20 protein-coding genes are annotated in these 21,481 nt (G+C 52.5%); 13 read left to right on the top strand and 7 right to left on the bottom strand.

Features of this window, described 5'->3' with window-relative positions; genetic code table 11:
* From murD to mutT, 12 genes are all read left to right on the top strand, one after another.
* Nucleotides 1–1,317 carry a UDP-N-acetylmuramoyl-L-alanine--D-glutamate ligase gene (murD, locus tag A7Z06_RS04490; protein ID WP_000796424.1) on the top strand — a complete coding sequence of 439 codons (1,317 nt, stop codon included), beginning with the start codon at nucleotides 1–3 and terminating at the stop codon, nucleotides 1,315–1,317.
* Nucleotides 1,317–2,561: a cell division protein FtsW gene (ftsW, locus tag A7Z06_RS04485; protein WP_010345404.1), complete on the top strand. Its 1,245-nt coding sequence runs from the start codon at nucleotides 1,317–1,319 to the stop codon at nucleotides 2,559–2,561. Before murD ends, ftsW begins: the two co-directional genes overlap by 1 nt.
* Nucleotides 2,558–3,625: an undecaprenyldiphospho-muramoylpentapeptide beta-N-acetylglucosaminyltransferase gene (gene murG, locus A7Z06_RS04480; protein WP_000016572.1), complete on the top strand. Its 1,068-nt coding sequence runs from the start codon at nucleotides 2,558–2,560 to the stop codon at nucleotides 3,623–3,625. The genes ftsW and murG overlap by 4 nt, the downstream gene beginning before the upstream one ends.
* Nucleotides 3,626–3,678: 53 nt before the next feature.
* Complete coding sequence (gene murC, locus A7Z06_RS04475) at nucleotides 3,679–5,154, top strand: UDP-N-acetylmuramate--L-alanine ligase (protein WP_001096082.1); 1,476 nt, start codon at nucleotides 3,679–3,681, stop codon at nucleotides 5,152–5,154.
* Nucleotides 5,147–6,067 carry a D-alanine--D-alanine ligase gene (gene ddlB / locus A7Z06_RS04470; RefSeq protein ID WP_032224424.1) on the top strand — a complete coding sequence of 307 codons (921 nt, stop codon included), beginning with the start codon at nucleotides 5,147–5,149 and terminating at the stop codon, nucleotides 6,065–6,067. Before murC ends, ddlB begins: the two co-directional genes overlap by 8 nt.
* A gap of 1 nt (nucleotide 6,068) precedes the next feature.
* Nucleotides 6,069–6,899 (top strand): cell division protein FtsQ, encoded by an 831-nt coding sequence (gene ftsQ / locus A7Z06_RS04465; RefSeq protein ID WP_000075731.1) that lies wholly within the window; start codon nucleotides 6,069–6,071, stop codon nucleotides 6,897–6,899.
* Nucleotides 6,896–8,158, top strand: a complete 1,263-nt coding sequence (ftsA, locus tag A7Z06_RS04460) for a cell division protein FtsA (RefSeq protein WP_000588474.1) — start codon at nucleotides 6,896–6,898, stop codon at nucleotides 8,156–8,158. The genes ftsQ and ftsA overlap by 4 nt, the downstream gene beginning before the upstream one ends.
* 60 nt (nucleotides 8,159–8,218) lie before the next feature.
* Nucleotides 8,219–9,370 carry a cell division protein FtsZ gene (gene ftsZ / locus A7Z06_RS04455; RefSeq protein WP_000462777.1) on the top strand — a complete coding sequence of 384 codons (1,152 nt, stop codon included), beginning with the start codon at nucleotides 8,219–8,221 and terminating at the stop codon, nucleotides 9,368–9,370.
* 100 nt (nucleotides 9,371–9,470) lie between these two features.
* Entirely contained in the window at nucleotides 9,471–10,388 is a 918-nt protein-coding gene (lpxC, locus tag A7Z06_RS04450; protein ID WP_000595482.1) for a UDP-3-O-acyl-N-acetylglucosamine deacetylase, read from the top strand.
* A 230-nt stretch (nucleotides 10,389–10,618) separates the two neighbouring features.
* On the top strand, nucleotides 10,619–11,131 hold the full coding sequence (secM, locus tag A7Z06_RS04445) for a secA translation cis-regulator SecM (protein WP_000014323.1): 513 nt from the start codon (nucleotides 10,619–10,621) through the stop codon (nucleotides 11,129–11,131).
* Nucleotides 11,132–11,192: 61 nt separating this feature from the next.
* Nucleotides 11,193–13,898: a preprotein translocase subunit SecA gene (secA, locus tag A7Z06_RS04440; RefSeq protein ID WP_000905805.1), complete on the top strand. Its 2,706-nt coding sequence runs from the start codon at nucleotides 11,193–11,195 to the stop codon at nucleotides 13,896–13,898.
* A gap of 59 nt (nucleotides 13,899–13,957) precedes the next feature.
* Nucleotides 13,958–14,347, top strand: a complete 390-nt coding sequence (gene mutT, locus A7Z06_RS04435) for an 8-oxo-dGTP diphosphatase MutT (protein ID WP_000736036.1) — start codon at nucleotides 13,958–13,960, stop codon at nucleotides 14,345–14,347.
* Nucleotides 14,348–14,447: 100 nt separating this feature from the next.
* On the opposite strand, the gene yacG is transcribed toward mutT, so the two are convergent.
* The 3 genes from yacG to coaE are packed head-to-tail and all read right to left on the bottom strand — an operon-like array spanning nucleotide 14,448 to nucleotide 16,018.
* Complete coding sequence (yacG, locus tag A7Z06_RS04430; protein ID WP_000005045.1) at nucleotides 14,448–14,645, bottom strand: DNA gyrase inhibitor YacG; 198 nt, start codon at nucleotides 14,643–14,645, stop codon at nucleotides 14,448–14,450.
* 9 nt (nucleotides 14,646–14,654) lie between these two features.
* Nucleotides 14,655–15,398: a cell division protein ZapD gene (gene zapD / locus A7Z06_RS04425; RefSeq protein ID WP_001194742.1), complete on the bottom strand. Its 744-nt coding sequence runs from the start codon at nucleotides 15,396–15,398 to the stop codon at nucleotides 14,655–14,657.
* On the bottom strand, nucleotides 15,398–16,018 hold the full coding sequence (gene coaE, locus A7Z06_RS04420; RefSeq protein WP_001269534.1) for a dephospho-CoA kinase: 621 nt from the start codon (nucleotides 16,016–16,018) through the stop codon (nucleotides 15,398–15,400). Before coaE ends, zapD begins: the two co-directional genes overlap by 1 nt.
* Nucleotides 16,019–16,242: 224 nt before the next feature.
* Here coaE and guaC point away from each other — a divergent pair, with 224 nt between their 5' ends.
* Entirely contained in the window at nucleotides 16,243–17,286 is a 1,044-nt protein-coding gene (gene guaC / locus A7Z06_RS04415; RefSeq protein ID WP_105279355.1) for a GMP reductase, read from the top strand.
* Nucleotides 17,287–17,320: 34 nt separating this feature from the next.
* On the opposite strand, the gene hofC is transcribed toward guaC, so the two are convergent.
* The 4 genes from hofC to nadC form a co-directional block, all read right to left on the bottom strand.
* Entirely contained in the window at nucleotides 17,321–18,523 is a 1,203-nt protein-coding gene (gene hofC, locus A7Z06_RS04410) for a protein transport protein HofC (RefSeq protein WP_000157283.1), read from the bottom strand.
* A complete protein-coding gene (gene gspE, locus A7Z06_RS04405; RefSeq protein WP_105279354.1) occupies nucleotides 18,513–19,898 on the bottom strand; it encodes a type II secretion system protein GspE in 1,386 nt (461 codons plus the stop codon). Before gspE ends, hofC begins: the two co-directional genes overlap by 11 nt.
* 9 nt (nucleotides 19,899–19,907) lie before the next feature.
* Entirely contained in the window at nucleotides 19,908–20,348 is a 441-nt protein-coding gene (gene ppdD, locus A7Z06_RS04400) for a prepilin peptidase-dependent pilin (protein WP_000360904.1), read from the bottom strand.
* Nucleotides 20,349–20,551: 203 nt separating this feature from the next.
* Nucleotides 20,552–21,445: a carboxylating nicotinate-nucleotide diphosphorylase gene (nadC, locus tag A7Z06_RS04390; RefSeq protein ID WP_001135168.1), complete on the bottom strand. Its 894-nt coding sequence runs from the start codon at nucleotides 21,443–21,445 to the stop codon at nucleotides 20,552–20,554.
* Nucleotides 21,446–21,481: the final 36 nt, after the last annotated feature.

Raw genomic sequence — 21,481 nt, 5'->3', positions numbered from 1 at the left:
ATGGCTGATTACCTGGGTAAAAATGTCGTCATTATCGGCCTGGGCCTCACCGGGCTTTCTTGCGTGGACTTTTTCCTTGCTCGCGGCGTGACGCCGCGCGTAATGGATACGCGTATGACACCGCCTGGCCTGGATAAATTACCCGAAGCGGTGGAGCGCCATACTGGCGGTCTCAATGATGAATGGCTGATGGCGGCAGATCTGATTGTCGCCAGCCCCGGCATTGCGCTGGCGCATCCGTCCCTAAGCGCCGCTGCCGATGCCGGAATTGAAATTGTTGGCGATATCGAGCTGTTCTGCCGCGAAGCACAAGCGCCGATTGTGGCGATCACCGGTTCTAACGGCAAAAGCACTGTCACTACCTTAGTGGGCGAAATGGCGAAAGCAGCAGGTGTTAACGTTGGCGTGGGTGGCAACATTGGCCTGCCAGCCTTGATGCTGCTGGATGCTGAGTGCGAACTGTACGTGCTGGAACTGTCAAGCTTCCAGCTGGAAACGACTTCCAGCTTACAGGCAGTGGCGGCGACCATTCTGAACGTGACTGAAGATCATATGGATCGCTATCCATTTGGTTTACAGCAGTATCGTGCGGCAAAACTGCGTATTTACGAAAACGCAAAAGTTTGCGTGGTTAATGCCGATGATGCCTTAACGATGCCGATTCGCGGTGCAGATGAACGTTGTGTCAGCTTCGGCGTCAATATGGGTGACTATCACCTGAACCATCAGCAGGGTGAAACCTGGCTGCGGGTGAAAGGCGAGAAAGTGTTGAACGTGAAAGAGATGAAACTTTCCGGGCAGCATAACTACACCAATGCGCTGGCAGCACTGGCGCTGGCAGATGCCGCAGGGTTACCGCGTGCCAGCAGCCTGAAAGCATTAACCACCTTTACCGGTCTGCCGCATCGCTTTGAAGTGGTGCTGGAGCATAACGGTGTGCGCTGGATTAACGATTCGAAAGCGACCAACGTCGGTAGTACCGAAGCGGCGCTGAATGGCCTGCACGTAGACGGCACGCTGCATTTGTTGCTGGGCGGCGATGGTAAATCGGCAGACTTCAGCCCACTGGCGCGCTATCTGAATGGCGATAACGTGCGTCTGTATTGTTTCGGTCGTGATGGCGCACAGCTGGCGGCGTTACGCCCGGAAGTGGCAGAGCAAACCGAAACGATGGAACAGGCGATGCGCTTGCTGGCTCCGCGTGTTCAGCCGGGCGATATGGTTCTGCTCTCCCCGGCATGTGCCAGCCTTGATCAGTTCAAGAACTTTGAACAACGAGGCAATGAGTTTGCTCGTCTGGCGAAGGAGTTAGGTTGATGCGTTTATCTCTCCCTCGCCTGAAAATGCCGCGCCTGCCGGGATTCAGTATCCTGGTCTGGATCTCCACGGCGCTAAAGGGCTGGGTGATGGGCTCGCGGGAAAAAGATACCGACAGCCTGATCATGTACGATCGCACCTTGCTGTGGCTGACCTTCGGCCTCGCGGCGATTGGCTTTATCATGGTGACCTCGGCGTCAATGCCTATAGGGCAACGCTTAACCAACGATCCGTTCTTCTTCGCGAAGCGTGATGGCGTCTATCTGATCCTGGCGTTCATTCTGGCGATCATTACGCTGCGTCTGCCGATGGAGTTCTGGCAACGCTACAGTGCCACGATGCTGCTCGGATCAATCATCCTGTTGATGATCGTGCTGGTGGTGGGTAGCTCGGTTAAAGGGGCATCGCGTTGGATCGATCTTGGCTTGTTGCGTATCCAGCCAGCCGAACTGACCAAGCTGTCGCTGTTTTGCTATATCGCCAACTATCTGGTGCGCAAAGGCGACGAAGTGCGTAATAACCTGCGTGGCTTCCTAAAACCGATGGGCGTGATTCTGGTGCTGGCGGTGTTGCTGCTGGCGCAGCCAGACCTCGGTACGGTGGTGGTGCTGTTTGTGACCACGCTGGCAATGCTATTCCTGGCGGGGGCGAAATTGTGGCAGTTCATTGCCATTATCGGTATGGGGATTTCAGCGGTTGTGTTGCTGATCCTCGCTGAACCGTACCGTATCCGCCGTGTTACCGCATTCTGGAACCCGTGGGAAGATCCCTTCGGCAGCGGCTATCAGTTAACGCAATCGCTGATGGCGTTTGGTCGCGGCGAACTGTGGGGGCAAGGTTTAGGTAACTCGGTACAAAAACTGGAGTATCTGCCGGAAGCGCACACTGACTTTATTTTCGCCATTATCGGCGAAGAACTGGGGTATATCGGTGTGGTGCTGGCGCTTTTAATGGTATTCTTCGTCGCTTTTCGCGCGATGTCGATTGGTCGTAAAGCGTTAGAAATTGACCATCGTTTTTCCGGTTTTCTCGCTTGTTCAATTGGCATCTGGTTTAGTTTCCAGGCACTGGTTAACGTAGGCGCGGCGGCAGGGATGTTACCGACTAAAGGTTTGACATTGCCGCTAATCAGTTACGGTGGTTCGAGCTTACTGATTATGTCAACAGCCATCATGATGCTGTTGCGTATTGATTATGAAACGCGTCTGGAGAAAGCGCAGGCGTTTGTACGAGGTTCACGATGAGTGGTCAAGGGAAGCGATTAATGGTGATGGCTGGCGGCACTGGCGGACATGTGTTCCCGGGGCTTGCGGTTGCGCATCATTTAATGGCCCAGGGGTGGCAAGTTCGCTGGCTGGGTACTGCCGATCGTATGGAAGCGGACTTAGTACCGAAGCACGGTATCGAGATCGACTTTATTCGTATCTCTGGTCTACGCGGTAAGGGTATTAAAGCGTTACTCGCAGCTCCGTTGCGTATCTTTAACGCCTGGCGTCAGGCGCGGGCGATTATGAAAGCGTATAAACCTGACGTGGTGCTCGGTATGGGCGGCTACGTTTCAGGCCCAGGAGGTCTGGCCGCGTGGTCGTTAGGCATTCCGGTCGTACTTCATGAACAAAACGGTATTGCGGGCTTAACCAATAAATGGCTGGCGAAGATTGCGACCAAAGTGATGCAGGCGTTTCCAGGCGCTTTCCCTAATGCGGAAGTGGTGGGTAATCCTGTTCGTACCGATGTGCTGGCGCTGCCGTTGCCGCAGCAACGTTTGGCTGGACGTGAAGGTCCGGTTCGTGTGTTGGTAGTGGGTGGTTCTCAGGGCGCACGCATTCTTAACCAGACAATGCCGCTGGTTGCAGCAAAGCTGGGCGATTCAGTCACTATCTGGCATCAGAGCGGCAAAGGTTCGCAACAATCCGTTGAACAAGCGTATGCCGAAGCAGGGCAACCGCAGCATAAAGTGACGGAATTTATTGATGATATGGCGGCGGCGTATGCGTGGGCGGATGTTGTCGTTTGCCGCTCAGGTGCGTTGACGGTGAGTGAAATCGCTGCGGCGGGGTTACCAGCATTGTTTGTGCCGTTTCAGCATAAAGACCGCCAGCAATACTGGAATGCACTGCCGCTGGAAAAAGCGGGCGCAGCCAAAATTATCGAGCAACCACAGCTTACTGTGGATGCTGTCGCCAACACCCTGGCCGGGTGGTCGCGAGAAACCTTATTAACCATGGCAGAACGCGCCCGTGCTGCATCCATCCCGGATGCCACCGAGCGAGTGGCAAATGAAGTGAGCCGGGCTGCCCGGGCGTAATTGTGGCGATGCCTTTTGCATCGCATGAATTTGAGAAGTTAATGGCGTAAAGAATGAATACACAACAATTGGCAAAACTGCGTTACATCGTGCCCGAAATGCGTCGCGTTCGGCACATTCACTTTGTCGGCATCGGTGGTGCCGGTATGGGCGGTATTGCCGAAGTTCTGGCCAATGAAGGGTATCAGATCAGTGGTTCAGATTTAGCGCCAAATCCGGTCACGCAGCAGTTAATGAATCTGGGGGCGACGATTTACTTCAACCATCGCCCGGAAAATGTGCGCGACGCCAGCGTGGTCGTTGTTTCCAGTGCAATTTCTGCTGACAACCCTGAGATTGTTGCTGCCCATGAAGCGCGTATTCCGGTGATCCGTCGCGCGGAAATGCTGGCTGAGTTAATGCGTTTTCGTCATGGCATCGCCATTGCCGGAACGCACGGCAAAACGACAACCACCGCGATGGTTTCCAGCATCTATGCGGAAGCGGGTCTCGATCCAACTTTCGTTAACGGTGGGCTGGTAAAAGCGGCTGGCGTTCATGCACGTTTGGGGCATGGCCGCTACCTGATTGCCGAAGCGGATGAGAGCGATGCATCGTTCCTGCATCTGCAACCCATGGTGGCGATTGTCACCAATATCGAAGCCGACCATATGGATACCTACCAGGGCGACTTTGAGAATTTAAAACAGACCTTTATTAATTTTCTGCACAACCTGCCGTTTTATGGGCGTGCGGTAATGTGTGTTGACGATCCGGTGATCCGCGAATTGTTACCGCGCGTGGGGCGTCAGACCACAACTTACGGCTTCAGCGAAGATGCCGACGTGCGTGTAGAAGATTATCAGCAGATTGGTCCGCAGGGACACTTTACGCTGCTACGTCAGGACAAAGAGCCAATGCGCGTAACCCTGAATGCGCCTGGTCGTCATAATGCGCTGAACGCGGCGGCTGCGGTTGCGGTTGCTACGGAAGAGGGGATTGACGACGACGCTATTCTGCGTGCGCTGGAGAGCTTCCAGGGAACCGGTCGTCGCTTCGATTTCCTCGGTGAATTCCCGCTGGAGCCGGTCAACGGTAAAAGTGGTACAGCAATGCTGGTCGATGACTACGGTCACCACCCGACCGAAGTGGACGCCACCATTAAGGCGGCGCGTGCAGGCTGGCCGGATAAAAAACTGGTAATGCTGTTTCAGCCGCACCGTTTTACCCGTACGCGCGACCTGTATGATGATTTCGCCAATGTGCTGACGCAGGTTGATACCCTGTTGATGCTGGAAGTGTATCCGGCTGGCGAAGCGCCAATTCCGGGAGCGGACAGCCGTTCGCTGTGTCGCACGATTCGTGGACGTGGGAAAATTGACCCCATTCTGGTGCCGGACCCGGCGCAGGTAGCCGAGATGCTAGCACCGGTATTAACCGGTAACGACCTGATTCTCGTTCAGGGGGCTGGTAATATCGGAAAAATTGCCCGTTCTTTAGCTGAAATCAAACTGAAGCCGCAAACTCCGGAGGAAGAACAACATGACTGATAAAATCGCGGTTCTGTTGGGCGGAACCTCCGCAGAACGGGAAGTTTCTTTGAACTCTGGTGCCGCAGTGTTAGCCGGGCTGCGCGAAGGCGGCGTCGACGCGCATCCTGTCGACCCGAAAGAAGTTGACGTGACGCAACTGAAATCGATGGGATTTCAGAAAGTATTTATCGCTCTGCACGGGCGCGGCGGTGAAGACGGCACATTGCAGGGGATGCTTGAGCTGATGGGACTGCCTTATACCGGCAGCGGAGTGATGGCATCTGCGCTTTCAATGGATAAACTACGCAGCAAACTGCTGTGGCAAGGTGCTGGTTTACCCGTAGCGCCGTGGGTAGCGTTAACCCGCGCAGAGTTTGAAAAAGGCATTAGCGATAAGCAGTTAGCCGAAATTTCTGCTCTGGGTTTACCATTAATCGTTAAGCCGAGCCGCGAAGGTTCCAGCGTGGGAATGTCAAAAGTAGTAGCAGAAAATGCTCTACAAGATGCATTAAGATTGGCATTTCAGCACGATGAAGAAGTATTGATTGAAAAATGGCTAAGTGGGCCGGAGTTCACTGTTGCGATACTCGGTGAAGAAATTTTACCGTCAATACGTATTCAACCCGCCGGAACCTTCTATGATTATGAGGCGAAGTATCTCTCTGATGAGACACAGTATTTCTGCCCCGCAGGTTTAGACGCGGCACAAGAGGCCAATTTGCAGGCATTAGTGCTGAAAGCATGGACGACGTTAGGTTGCAAAGGATGGGGGCGTATTGATGTCATGCTGGACAGCGATGGACAGTTTTATCTGCTGGAAGCCAATACCTCTCCGGGTATGACCAGCCACAGTCTGGTGCCGATGGCGGCACGTCAGGCAGGCTTAAGCTTCTCGCAGTTGGTAGTACGAATTCTGGAACTGGCGGACTAATATGTCGCAGGCTGCTCTGAACACGCGAAACAGTGAAGAAGAAATTTCTTCTCACCGCAATAATGGAACGCGTCTGGCGGGGATACTTTTCCTGCTGACGGTTTTAACGACTGTGTTGGTGAGCGGCTGGGTCGTGTTGGGCTGGATGGAAGATGCGCAACGCCTGCCGCTCTCAAAGCTGGTGTTGACCGGTGAACGCCATTACACGCGTAATGACGATATCCGGCAGTCGATCCTGGCATTGGGTGAGCCGGGTACTTTTATGACTCAGGATGTCAACATCATCCAGACGCAAATTGAACAACGCCTGCCGTGGATTAAGCAGGTGAGCGTCAGAAAGCAGTGGCCTGATGAATTGAAGATTCATCTGGTTGAATATGTGCCGATTGCGCGGTGGAATGATCAACATATGGTAGACGCCGAAGGAAACACCTTCAGCGTGCCGCCAGATCGCACCAGCAAGCAGGTGCTCCCGATGTTGTATGGCCCGGAAGGCAGCGCCAATGAAGTGTTGCAGGGTTATCGCGAAATGGGGCAAATGCTGGCAAAGGACAGATTTACTCTGAAGGAAGCGGCAATGACCGCGCGGCGTTCCTGGCAGTTGACGCTGAATAACGATATTAAGCTCAACCTTGGCCGGGGCGATACGATGAAACGTTTGGCTCGCTTTGTAGAACTTTATCCGGTTTTACAGCAGCAGGCGCAAACCGATGGCAAACGGATTAGCTACGTTGATTTGCGTTATGACTCTGGAGCGGCAGTAGGCTGGGCGCCCTTGCCGCCGGAGGAATCTACTCAGCAACAAAATCAGGCACAGGCAGAACAACAATGATCAAGGCGACGGACAGAAAACTGGTAGTAGGACTGGAGATCGGCACCGCGAAGGTTGCCGCTTTAGTAGGGGAAGTTCTGCCCGACGGTATGGTCAATATCATTGGTGTGGGCAGCTGCCCGTCACGTGGTATGGATAAAGGCGGGGTTAACGACCTCGAATCTGTGGTCAAATGCGTACAACGCGCCATTGACCAGGCAGAATTGATGGCAGATTGCCAGATCTCTTCGGTATATCTGGCGCTTTCTGGTAAGCACATCAGCTGCCAGAATGAAATTGGTATGGTGCCCATTTCTGAAGAAGAAGTGACGCAAGAAGATGTGGAAAACGTCGTCCATACCGCGAAATCGGTGCGTGTGCGCGATGAACATCGTGTGCTGCATGTGATCCCGCAAGAATATGCGATTGACTATCAGGAAGGGATCAAAAATCCGGTAGGACTTTCGGGCGTGCGAATGCAGGCAAAAGTGCACCTGATCACATGTCACAACGATATGGCGAAAAACATCGTCAAAGCGGTTGAACGTTGTGGGCTGAAAGTTGACCAACTGATATTTGCCGGACTGGCATCAAGTTATTCGGTATTGACGGAAGACGAACGTGAACTGGGAGTCTGCGTCGTCGATATCGGTGGTGGTACAATGGATATCGCCGTTTATACCGGTGGGGCATTGCGCCACACCAAGGTAATTCCTTATGCTGGCAATGTGGTGACCAGCGACATTGCCTATGCCTTTGGCACGCCGCCAAGCGACGCCGAAGCGATTAAAGTTCGCCATGGCTGCGCGTTGGGTTCCATCGTCGGTAAAGATGAGAGCGTGGAAGTGCCGAGCGTAGGTGGGCGACCACCGCGTAGTCTGCAACGTCAGACGCTGGCGGAGGTGATTGAGCCACGGTATACCGAGTTGCTCAACCTGGTCAACGAAGAGATATTGCAGCTCCAGGAAAAGCTTCGCCAACAAGGCGTGAAACATCACCTGGCGGCGGGCATTGTATTAACCGGTGGCGCGGCGCAGATCGAAGGACTTGCCGCCTGCGCTCAGCGCGTGTTTCATACGCAGGTGCGTATTGGCGCGCCGCTGAATATCACCGGTTTAACTGATTATGCTCAGGAGCCGTATTACTCGACGGCTGTGGGATTGCTTCACTACGGGAAAGAGTCACATCTTAACGGTGAAGCGGAAGTAGAAAAACGTGTTACAGCATCAGTTGGCTCGTGGATCAAGCGACTCAATAGTTGGCTGCGAAAAGAGTTTTAATTTTTATGAGGTCGAAGGTGATTACGGCCTCAGGCGACAGGCACATATCGGAGAGAAACTATGTTTGAACCAATGGAACTTACCAACGACGCGGTGATTAAAGTCATCGGCGTCGGCGGCGGCGGCGGTAATGCTGTTGAGCACATGGTGCGTGAGCGCATTGAAGGTGTTGAATTTTTCGCGGTAAATACCGATGCACAGGCGCTGCGTAAAACGGCGGTTGGGCAGACGATTCAGATCGGTAGTGGTATCACCAAAGGACTGGGCGCTGGCGCTAATCCAGAAGTTGGCCGTAATGCGGCTGATGAGGATCGCGATGCACTACGTGCGGCGCTGGAAGGTGCAGACATGGTATTTATTGCAGCAGGTATGGGGGGTGGTACTGGTACAGGTGCTGCGCCGGTCGTTGCTGAAGTGGCAAAAGATTTGGGTATCCTGACCGTTGCTGTCGTGACTAAGCCTTTCAACTTTGAAGGCAAGAAGCGTATGGCCTTCGCGGAGCAGGGGATCACTGAATTGTCCAAGCATGTGGACTCATTGATCACCATCCCGAACGACAAACTGCTGAAAGTGCTGGGTCGCGGTATCTCCCTGCTTGATGCGTTTGGCGCCGCGAACGATGTGCTGAAAGGCGCAGTTCAGGGTATCGCCGAACTGATTACTCGTCCGGGTCTGATGAACGTGGACTTTGCAGACGTACGTACCGTGATGTCTGAAATGGGCTACGCAATGATGGGTTCTGGCGTGGCGAGCGGTGAAGATCGTGCGGAAGAAGCGGCTGAAATGGCTATCTCTTCTCCATTGCTGGAAGACATCGACCTGTCTGGTGCGCGCGGCGTGCTGGTTAACATCACGGCGGGCTTCGACTTGCGTCTGGATGAGTTCGAAACCGTAGGTAACACCATCCGTGCATTTGCTTCGGATAACGCGACTGTGGTTATCGGTACTTCTCTTGACCCGGATATGAACGACGAACTGCGTGTAACCGTGGTTGCAACAGGTATCGGCATGGACAAACGTCCTGAAATCACTCTGGTGACCAATAAACAAGTTCAGCAGCCGGTGATGGATCGTTACCAGCAGCACGGTATGGCACCGCTGACGCAAGAGCAGAAACCGGTAGCTAAAGTGGTGAACGACAATACGCCGCAAACTGCGAAAGAGCCGGATTATCTGGATATCCCAGCTTTCCTGCGTAAGCAAGCTGACTAAGATTAAGCTGGAATTTGGGTTACCAGGCTCTTTGTGCTAAACTGGCCTGCCGAATGTATAGTACACTTCGGTTGGATAGGTAATTTGGCGAGATAATACGATGATCAAACAAAGGACACTTAAACGTATCGTTCAGGCGACGGGTGTCGGTTTACATACCGGCAAGAAAGTCACTCTGACGTTACGCCCTGCGCCGGCCAACACCGGGGTCATCTATCGTCGCACCGACTTGAATCCACCGGTAGATTTTCCGGCCGATGCCAAATCTGTGCGTGATACCATGCTCTGTACGTGTCTGGTCAACGAGCATGATGTACGGATTTCAACCGTTGAGCACCTGAATGCTGCGCTCGCGGGCTTAGGCATCGATAACATTGTTATCGAAGTTAACGCACCGGAAATCCCGATCATGGACGGTAGTGCCGCTCCGTTTGTTTACCTGCTGCTTGATGCGGGTATCGACGAGCTGAACTGCGCCAAGAAATTTGTTCGCATCAAAGAGACTGTTCGTGTCGAAGATGGCGATAAGTGGGCTGAATTTAAGCCATACAATGGTTTTTCGCTGGATTTCACCATCGATTTCAACCATCCGGCTATCGATTCCAGCAATCAACGTTATGCGATGAACTTCTCTGCTGATGCGTTTATGCGCCAGATCAGCCGTGCGCGTACGTTCGGTTTCATGCGTGATATCGAATACCTGCAGTCTCGTGGTTTGTGCCTGGGCGGCAGTTTCGATTGTGCCATCGTTGTTGACGATTATCGCGTACTGAACGAAGACGGTCTGCGTTTTGAAGACGAATTTGTTCGTCACAAAATGCTCGATGCGATCGGTGACTTGTTCATGTGTGGTCACAACATTATTGGTGCATTCACCGCTTATAAATCCGGTCATGCACTGAATAATAAATTGTTGCAGGCTGTCCTGGCAAAACAGGAAGCCTGGGAATATGTGACCTTCCAGGACGACGCAGAACTGCCGTTGGCCTTCAAAGCGCCTTCAGCCGTACTGGCATAACGACATTTATACTGTCGTATAAAATTCGACTGGCAAATCTGGCACTCTCTCCGGCCAGGTGAACCAGTCGTTTTTTTTGAGCTTTTATCAGAGCCGTAAGAAACGGTGCGAACGCTGTTTTCTTAAGCACTTTTACGCACAACTTATCTTCATTCCTGCTGTGGACTTCAGGCTTTAATGGTAAGATTTGTGCGCTAAAAACGTTTGAATACGATCGGGATGGCAATAACGTGAGTGGAATACTGACGCGCTGGCGACAGTTTGGTAAACGCTACTTCTGGCCGCATCTCTTGTTAGGGATGGTCGCGGCGAGTTTAGGTCTGCCTGCGCTCAGCAACGCCGCCGAACCAAATGCGCCCGCAAAAGCGACAACCCGCAACCACGAGCCTTCCGCCAAAGTTAACTTTGGTCAGTTGGCCTTGCTGGAAGCGAACACGCGCCGCCCGAACTCAAACTATTCTGTTGATTACTGGCATCAGCACGCAATTCGCACGGTAATCCGTCATCTTTCCTTCGCAATGGCACCGCAAACGCTGCCCGTTGCCGAAGAATCTTTGCCTCTTCAGGCGCAGCATCTTGCTTTACTGGATACGCTCAGCGCGCTGCTGACCCAGGAAGGCACGCCGTCTGAAAATGATTATCGCATTGATTATGCGCATTTTACCCCACAAGCAACATTCAGCACGCCCGTCTGGATAAGCCTGGCGCAAGGCATCCGTGCTGGCCCTCAACGCCTCAGCTAACAACAATAAACCTTTATTTCATTTTATTAACTCCGCAACGCGGGGCGTTTGAGATTTTATTATGCTAATCAAATTATTAACTAAAGTTTTCGGTAGTCGTAACGATCGTACCCTGCGCCGGATGCGCAAAGTGGTGAACATCATCAATACCATGGAACCGGAGATGGAAAAACTCTCCGACGAAGAACTGAAAGGGAAAACCGCAGAGTTCCGCGCGCGCCTGGAAAAAGGCGAAGTGCTGGAAAATCTGATCCCGGAAGCCTTCGCCGTCGTGCGTGAAGCAAGTAAGCGCGTCTTTGGTATGCGTCACTTCGATGTACAGTTGCTCGGCGGTATGGTTCTTAATGAACGTTGCATCGCGGAAATGCGTACTGGTGAAGGTAAAACTCTGACCGCAACGCTGCCTGCTTACCTGAACGCATTAACCGGTAAAGGTGTGCACGTTGTTACCGTCAACGACTACCTGGCGCAACGTGACGCCGAAAACAACCGTCCGCTGTTTGAATTTCTCGGCCTGACCGTCGGCGTCAACCTGCCGGGAATGCCTGCGCCGGCAAAGCGTGAGGCTTACGCGGCTGACATTACTTACGGCACTAACAATGAATACGGCTTTGACTACCTGCGCGACAACATGGCGTTCAGCCCTGAAGAACGTGTACAGCGTAAACTGCACTATGCGCTGGTGGACGAAGTGGACTCCATCCTGATCGATGAAGCGCGTACACCGCTAATTATTTCCGGCCCGGCTGAAGACAGCTCGGAAATGTATAAGCGAGTGAACAAAATTATTCCGCACTTGATCCGTCAGGAAAAAGAAGACTCCGAAACCTTCCAGGGCGAAGGCCACTTCTCGGTTGATGAAAAATCTCGCCAGGTGAACCTGACCGAACGTGGTCTGGTGCTGATTGAAGAACTGCTGGTGAAAGAAGGCATCATGGACGAAGGGGAGTCGCTGTACTCTCCGGCCAACATCATGCTGATGCATCACGTAACGGCGGCGCTGCGCGCTCATGCGCTGTTTACTCGCGACGTCGATTACATCGTTAAAGATGGCGAAGTTATCATCGTTGACGAACACACCGGTCGTACCATGCAGGGGCGTCGCTGGTCCGATGGTCTGCACCAGGCTGTTGAAGCTAAAGAAGGTGTGCAGATCCAGAACGAAAACCAGACGCTGGCTTCTATCACCTTCCAGAACTACTTCCGTCTGTATGAAAAACTGGCGGGGATGACCGGTACTGCTGATACCGAAGCATTCGAATTCAGCTCAATTTACAAGCTGGATACCGTCGTCGTTCCGACCAACCGTCCGATGATTCGTAAAGATTTGCCAGACCTGGTCTACATGACCGAAGCAGAAAAAATTCAGGCGATCATTGAAGATATCAAAGAACGTACTGCGAAAGGTCAGCCGGTGCTGGTGGGTACTATCTCCATCGAAAAATCGGAGCTGGTGTCAAATGAGCTGACCAAAGCCGGTATCAAACACAACGTCCTCAACGCCAAATTCCACGCCAACGAAGCGGCGATTGTTGCTCAGGCAGGTTATCCGGCAGCGGTGACCATCGCGACCAACATGGCGGGTCGTGGTACTGACATTGTGCTTGGTGGTAGCTGGCAGGCAGAAGTTGCCGCGCTGGAAAACCCGACCGCAGAGCAAATTGAAAAAATTAAAGCCGACTGGCAGGTACGTCACGATGCGGTACTGGCAGCAGGTGGCCTGCATATCATCGGCACCGAACGTCACGAATCTCGTCGTATCGATAATCAGTTGCGCGGTCGTTCTGGTCGTCAGGGGGATGCTGGTTCTTCCCGTTTCTACCTGTCGATGGAAGATGCGCTGATGCGTATTTTTGCTTCCGACCGAGTATCCGGCATGATGCGTAAACTGGGTATGAAACCAGGCGAAGCCATTGAGCACCCGTGGGTGACCAAAGCGATTGCCAACGCCCAGCGTAAAGTTGAAAGCCGTAACTTCGATATTCGTAAGCAACTGCTGGAATATGATGACGTGGCTAACGACCAGCGTCGCGCCATTTACTCCCAGCGTAACGAACTGCTGGATGTTAGCGATGTGAGCGAAACCATCAACAGCATTCGTGAAGATGTGTTCAAAGCGACCATCGATGCCTACATTCCGCCACAGTCACTGGAAGAAATGTGGGATATTCCGGGTCTGCAGGAACGTCTGAAAAACGATTTCGACCTCGATTTGCCGATTGCCGAGTGGCTGGACAAAGAGCCTGAACTGCATGAAGAGACGCTGCGTGAGCGTATTCTGGCGCAGTCCATCGAAGTGTATCAGCGTAAAGAAGAAGTGGTTGGTGCTGAGATGATGCGTCACTTCGAGAAAGGCGTCATGCTGCAAACGCTTGACTCCCTGTGGAAAGAGCACCTGGCAGCGATGGACTATCTGCGTCAGGGTATCCACCTGCGTGGCTATGCACAGAAAGATCCGAAGCAGGAATACAAACGTGAATCGTTCTCCATGTTTGCAGCGATGCTGGAGTCGTTGAAATATGAAGTTATCAGCACGCTGAGCAAAGTCCAGGTACGTATGCCTGAAGAGGTTGAGGAGCTGGAACAACAGCGTCGTATGGAAGCCGAGCGTTTAGCGCAAATGCAGCAGCTTAGCCATCAGGATGACGACTCTGCAGCCGCAGCGGCACTGGCGGCGCAAACCGGTGAGCGCAAAGTAGGACGTAACGATCCTTGCCCGTGCGGTTCTGGTAAAAAATACAAGCAGTGCCATGGTCGCCTGCAATAAAAGCTAACTGTTGAAATAAAAGGCGCAGGATTCTGCGCCTTTTTTATAGGTTTAAGACAATGAAAAAACTGCAAATTGCGGTGGGTATTATTCGCAACGAGAACAATGAAATTTTTATTACTCGTCGTGCCGCAGATGCGCACATGGCGAATAAACTGGAGTTTCCAGGCGGTAAAATTGAAATGGGCGAAACACCGGAACGAGCGGTGGTGCGTGAACTTCAGGAAGAAGTCGGGATTACCCCGCAACATTTTTATCTATTTGAAAAGCTGGAATATGAATTCCCGGACAGGCATATAACTCTGTGGTTCTGGCTGGTCGAAAGCTGGGAAGGGGAGCCGTGGGGTAAAGAAGGGCAACCCGGTAAGTGGATGTCGCTGGTCGGTCTGAATGCCGATGATTTTCCGCCAGCCAATGAACCGGTAATTGCGAAGCTTAAGCGTCTGTAGGTCGGACAAGGCGTTTACGCCGCATCCGACATTTGCGCAAGATGCCTGATGCGACGCTGACCGCGTCTAATCAGGCCTACGTGCGGCATCAGACAAAATGTCACTGCTTTGGCTCTTCGCTCCAGTCATCACTCTCAGAAAGATCACCGCTGCTGGGGATTCGTTTTTCTTCAGCAGCCCATTCTCCGAGGTCGATCAGTTGACAACGTTTGCAACAAAATGGCCGAAACGGGCTGACTTCACCCCAAACCACCGTTTTCCCGCAGGTAGGGCAATTCACCGTAATAGTTTCTGACATTTTTACTCCTTAGCAACAGGCCAGTTCGAAATCCAGACGTTCCGGTACTTGTCCATTTTCACTGTCCAGCGGCATAAAACGAATCGCAAAACGGCTTTTATGACCGGAAATTTGCGGATAAAGCTGTGAATCGAGCGCCAGATTCAGGCGCAGCAAATCGGCATCGTCACCATTATCCTGATAAAAACCATTCAGGCTGGTTTGTTTGCGGAAGGGGGCAGACTGGCGAATTAAATCAAGCACCATGGTAAGTGCCTGGGTGAGCGGGTTCAGGCTGGCAATCCAGGTTTCTACCTGGCTGTCGCGTTGTGACTGGGGTAAATGCAGCCAGATATGCAAAGTGGGCAAATCAAAGCTACAACAGCCGCCAGGGATGCTCAGACGCTGACGCACTAAGGCAATCAGCCTGTCTTCACGTAGAAATTGCCCGATACGCGGCGCGGAAATCAACACGCTACCCGCTGTTTTTAACTGCTGAATTAATGCTTCAATACGGCTCTGATCAACGCCTGGCACGCCAATCCAGGTCTGGAGTTTACGTTGCTGGCGGTCAAGCTCTTTCAACAGCTCAGTGCGCACTTCTCCGCGCTCGAAAACATCCAGCAATTCGCTGACATTACGGAAGAAATGCAGGGCGCCAGCGTAGTCAACGATGGGTAAATTTACGGTGAGTTGTTGAATTAAAAACTCAATGCGCAGCCATGTACGCATTTTTTCATTTAGTGGATGTTCAAAAAGGACCTGGGTCTGCATTACGGTTTTTCCTGTGAGACAAACTGCGACGCAAGCTGCAAATAGTGTGCGTGCAGGCGGGCAACATCCGATGCAATAGCATCCGGTGCGCCGTTATTATCAATGACGTCATCTGCCACGGCAAGACGGGCTTCGCGCGTTGCCTGGGCAGCAAGAATTTGTTCGACATGCTCGCGAGTAACATCATCGCGCTGCATGGTGCGCTTAAGTTGCGTTTCTGGGCTGACATCCACCACCAGCACACGATTCGCTTTTTTATACAGTGAGTTTTCTACCAGCAATGGCACAACCCACAGTATATAGGGAGAAGTTGCCTGCTGGATCTGACGTTGCGTCTCCTGCTGAATCAGCGGATGCAGCAGGGCGTTAAGCCAGTTTTTCTCTTCCGGGTTAGCGAAGATCCGCTCGCGCAAGACCCTGCGCTGCAATGACCCATCAGCAGCAATCATGTCAGCGCCAAAGTGTTCAGCAATGGCACGTAGCGCAGGTGCACCTGGTTCAACCACCTGACGCGCAATAATATCGGCATCAATGACGTTAATTCCGAGGTCTGCAAACGCATTTGCAACGGTACTCTTGCCACTGCCAATGCCTCCCGTTAAGGCAACTATATACCTCATAATTTATATTCCCGGGAATTCATCATGATTATCAAAATGTTAAAAATGAGCGTACAAAAGCGAAATTGATGGAACATTCGCTCATTATTTACCAGGTAAATTTATGGGATTGTAGCGTAAAAAAAGACAATTTCGCAGTCTTGCGCCACATCGATTAGTGCGTATGATAGCGTCACTGGAGTTGCGCTCTTATCCTTATAGCCATTAACCCCAGGAATCCGCACATGCGTATTGAAGAAGATCTGAAGTTAGGTTTTAAAGACGTCCTCATCCGTCCTAAACGTTCTACTCTTAAAAGTCGTTCCGATGTTGAACTGGAACGTCAATTCACCTTCAAACATTCAGGTCAGAGCTGGTCCGGCGTGCCGATTATCGCCGCGAATATGGACACCGTAGGCACTTTTTCCATGGCCTCTGCGCTGGCTTCTTTTGATATTCTGACTGCTGTGCATAAACACTATTCTGTCGAAGAGTGGCAAGCGTTTATCAACAATTCTTCCGCTGATGTGCTGAAACATGTGATGGTTTCTACCGGCACGTCTGATGCGGATTTCGAAAAAACCAAACAAATTCTCGACCTGAACCCGGCATTAAACTTCGTTTGTATTGATGTGGCGAATGGTTATTCCGAACACTTCGTGCAGTTCGTTGTGAAAGCGCGTGAAGCGTGGCCGACCAAAACCATTTGTGCTGGCAACGTAGTGACTGGTGAAATGTGTGAGGAGCTTATCCTCTCCGGTGCTGATATCGTTAAAGTTGGTATTGGCCCAGGTTCTGTCTGTACAACTCGCGTCAAAACAGGCGTCGGTTATCCGCAACTTTCTGCGGTAATCGAATGTGCCGATGCCGCGCACGGTCTGGGCGGGATGATCGTCAGCGATGGTGGCTGCACCACACCGGGCGATGTCGCGAAAGCCTTTGGCGGCGGTGCTGATTTCGTGATGCTCGGTGGTATGCTGGCAGGCCACGAAGAGAGCGGTGGTCGCATTGTTGAAGAGAACGGCGAGAAATTTATGCTGTTCTACGGCATGAGCTCCGAGTCTGCGATGAAACGCCACGTTGGCGGCGTTGCGGAATATCGCGCTGCAGAAGGTAAAACCGTTAAGCTGCCGCTGCGTGGCCCGGTTGAAAATACCGCGCGTGATATTTTAGGCGGTCTGCGTTCAGCTTGTACATACGTTGGGGCTTCACGCCTGAAAGAGCTGACCAAGCGCACCACGTTTATCCGTGTGCAGGAACAAGAAAACCGCATCTTCAATAACCTGTAATCTCCTAATGCTGGCGTGGATCACCACGCCAGCGTTATCCCATCCCACTCATCGCATCGCCTAAATGGAAAATTGGCAGATACATTGCCACCACCAGTGTACCGATAATTCCTCCTGTAATAACCAGCAACGCCGGTTCCAGTAAGGCTGCAAGATTATCTGCCAGCGCCAGCGTGTTATCCCGATGATGGTGAGCGAGGTTATCTAACATGAGATCCAGCGAGCCGGATGCCTCTCCTGTTCTCACTAATTGCAAACAGAGTGGGCTAAACTCACCGGCATTTTTTAGCGCCAGCCAGATAGGCTGACCGTTACTGATATCGTGCTGGATTTGTGTCAGAAGTTGCGCCCAGTATGGGCAGCGCATTGTTTCTCTGACGCTCTCAATCCCTTGTAAAAAAGTAATCCCTGCACTTTGTGTCAGCGCCAGAATCGTAAAAATCTGCGTGAGTTTTTGTCCCCGCATCAGGGAACCCATAATCGGGATGCGTAACAGCAATTTCTGTCGCACGATAAGCCAGGTCGGGCGGCGTATCAGCAACTTATTAGCTATTGCCAGCAGAAAGCCGAACAACACCAGCAGCCAGCCCCATTCACCACTAAAATCTGCCAGCGTCATGATCCCCTGCGTTAGCGCCGGTAACGGGGTGTTAAAGGTCCTATAGATAGCGGCAAACTCCGGCAGAACAAAATGCAGCATTGCCACAACCACCATGATTGCCATCGCTAAGATGATGATGGGATAACGCAATGCTGATTTCACTTTGTCGGCCAGCTGACGCTGGGCTTTTTGCTGACGAGCCAGTTCAAAACAGCATTCATCCAGCTTACCGGTCAGTTCACCCGTGCGGATCATCGCCTGGTAGAGTGGTGGAAATACCTCTGACCAGGGTAATAAAGCATTGGAAAAGGTAACGCCCTGCTCGAGATCGTGCGCCAGTGATTGCAGCAACACTTGCCATTGCTTACTGGGATGCTGTTCCGCCAACAGTGCCAGCCCTTCAGAAAGCGTCAACCCGGCTTTGAGTAGCGTCGCCAGTTGATGAATGACTTCCGCGCTTTTATCTCCTCGCCACTGCGCAGAATTGATGGCGATTCGCTTCAGGCTTAGTGGGGTAACCATCTGTTGCTGTAGTGCCATAAGCAGCAAAGCACGGCTCTCTGCCCATAGCATCCCATCTTGCGTATTGCCGTCGCCGGTTATGCCATGCCAGCGCCAGAGTTGCTTACTCGCCATGCGGCATCCCCAATACGCGGATTAACTCTTCAAAGGTGGTTAAGCCTTGCTCCACGGCCAGGCAGCCGTTTTCAAAAAGCGTGCGCATTCCCGCCTGTCGGGCGTGCGTTTCCAGCGATTCAACGTCGGTATTAGCGGCAATAAGCTGACGTATAATCGGTGTCATGGGCAAAACTTCAAACAAGGCCGTGCGACCATAAAAACCGAGGTAGCAATGTTCACAACCGGGTGCTTGCCAGCGGGGCAGCGGCGATAGCCATACATTGTCGGGAATATGGATAGGCTCCCCTTGCTGCCGGCGACAATGTGGGCAAAGTTTGCGTACCAGACGCTGGGCTATTACCAGCGTGAGCGCCGACGAGAGCATCCAGCGGGCGACCCCCATTTGCTGTAAACGCACCAGCGTTTCGCAGGTGGAATTAGTGTGTAGCGTAGACAATACCAGATGACCCGTTTGCGCGGCTTTAATGGCGATTTCTGCCGTTTCGCCATCGCGGATCTCTCCGATCATGATGACGTCAGGATCCTGGCGCAATAACGCACGCAAAACGCCCTGAAAGGTGAGCCCGGCACGCGGATGTATTTGCGTCTGGTTTAGCCCGGCGATGGGGATCTCAACCGGATCTTCGACGCTACAAATATTAATGTCAGCGGTATTCAGCGTTTGCAGGGCGCTATAAAGCGTGACGGTTTTTCCGCTTCCGGTTGGCCCAGTTACCAGTACCAGTCCTTGTGGTTGCTGTAGGGCATGAACAAAGTCCGCCAGTTGTAATGGCTGCATTCCCAGCGTGTTGACATCCAGCGCCTGGTTTACCTGCTGTAACAACCTTAATACCACCTTTTCACCGCCCCGACATGGCAAGGTCGCAATGCGAAATGAGACGGCGTTCCCTGCCAGTTCGACAGTGAATTGCCCGTCCTGCGGCAGGCGATGTTCCGCAATATCCAGGCTTCCCAGCACTTTTAATCTGGCGGTTAATGCGACTCCGGCATCCGGTGAAACATCCGGTAAAGGATGCAATACGCCGTCGATACGCAGGCGGATACGGTATCCATTGTCTGCTGGTTCGATATGAATATCAGACGCGCGTTGTTCCAGCGCAGATTGTAACGTTTGGGTCAGCAACTCTGCTCTGGGCTGATGCTTCTCCTGAACGGCTAAGGGCAACGTTTGTTGTACGCGACTGGCGTGACCTTCCATCTGCTGGCGCGTCCAGCAGATGATCTCAATACGTTTGGTGGTAGCGAAATGCAATGCGTCCAGTAGCTCATGCGAAGGTGCATCGACCACCGCCACATGAACCACCTCTTCGCTGGCATCCAGCAAGACTCCCTGATAACGCAGACACAGGGCGGTGAGCTGTGAAATATTCATGGCCGCTCCTTAGTTAGCGTCATCAAAGCGGAAGACATCTTCGCAGGCTTGCTGCAACGCGCTGTCACTTTGAATATTGCAGTTGCGCGTCCAGCCGGTGACGCCGTTTGCGTTATCCCAACCCGGCGTCATGACGACGCTTAGCCCATTGAGGCTCTCCTGCCCGGTCAGCGACACCACGCCCTTTGCCACACTCATCGCTGAAACATAGCGAGTGGTGGTGGGCGAGGGGATGCCATTGCTACCGCCGTCACAGGTATCTAATCCACCATGTTCCAGCGCGCACAACTCTACGGCAGTACGGTAAGGCACAAAGGTTTGTAGCATGTCGGTGAGTGCGGCTTTGCGCAGGTAGTTCTGATAAGCGGGAATGCCGATGGCGCTTAAAATGGCAATGATGCCAATAACCACCATCAGTTCGATAAGTGTAAAACCGCGTTGCTTGTCCATCTGTTTTGCTCCTTGATTTCGTTGGCGCTACTTTGGCAAACGCCATCGGCACAGGCGAGGGGCAAAAAACAAAACGGGAAAGCAGCTTCCGGGGTTTTTTATTACGTTGCAGTGAAAGACAAGAAATTTGCGAGGCGTTACGAAGAAAGATGGGGGAAGGGAAGATTATCCGCCCGCTACGGAGCGGATAAATCTGTCAGCAATTAGCGAAAACGCATTGAAAGGTCGAGTGCCTGTACGTGTTTAGTTAGCGCACCGACGGAGATAAAGTCCACGCCCGTTTCGGCAAATTCGCGCAGAGTTTTGTCGGTGACGTTGCCAGACACTTCCAGTAGCGCCTTGCCGTTGGTGCGTTTGACGGCTTCGCGCATCTGTTCTGTTTCGAAGTTATCCAGCATGATGATATCGGCACCTGCTTTCAGGGCTTCATCAAGTTCTTCCAGATTTTCTACTTCGACTTCTACTGGCGCATCCGGGTGCAACCAGGACGCTTTTTCGACCGCCTGACGCACTGAGCCGGAGGCAATAATATGGTTTTCTTTGATAAGGAAGGCATCAGAAAGCCCCAGACGGTGATTCGCTCCGCCGCCGCAAAGTACCGCGTATTTCAGAGCTGAACGCAGGCCGGGTAAGGTTTTGCGCGTATCCAACAACTGCGTGTTGGTGCCTTCCAGTAATTCGACATAGTGGCGTACCTTACTGGCAACCCCTGAAAGGGTTTGCACAAAATTGAGCGCAGTGCGTTCGCCCGTTAACAGCACGCGGGATGGGCCTTCAAGTTCGAACAAGGGTTGATTGGCGTTGATGACATCGCCGTCATCGACATGCCAGATGATGGTGACATCGTCGCCTGCCAGCTGAATAAACACCTCTTCAACCCAGCGTTTGCCGCAAAATACGCCATTCTCGCGGGTGATCACCGTGGCATGAGAGCGAGAATTTTCCGGTAAAAGTTTTGCCGTAATGTCATTGTTGGCATCGACTGTTCCGCCTAAATCTTCCCGCAGCGCCTGAGCCACCGCGCCGGGGATATCGAGATTAATGCGTTCCAGCAGCTCGTCACGTCGGGTGTCAGGGTTATAGCGGCGAGGCGGCATGTTAAAACTCCAGATAGCTAACGAATCATAAGGTAG

It is taken from the genome of Escherichia sp. MOD1-EC6819 (assembly GCF_002965765.1).
Classification (GTDB): Bacteria; Pseudomonadota; Gammaproteobacteria; order Enterobacterales; family Enterobacteriaceae; genus Escherichia; species Escherichia ruysiae.
The sequence above is the reverse complement of the archived record's forward strand: the minus strand, read 5'-3'. Positions and strand labels throughout refer to the sequence as shown.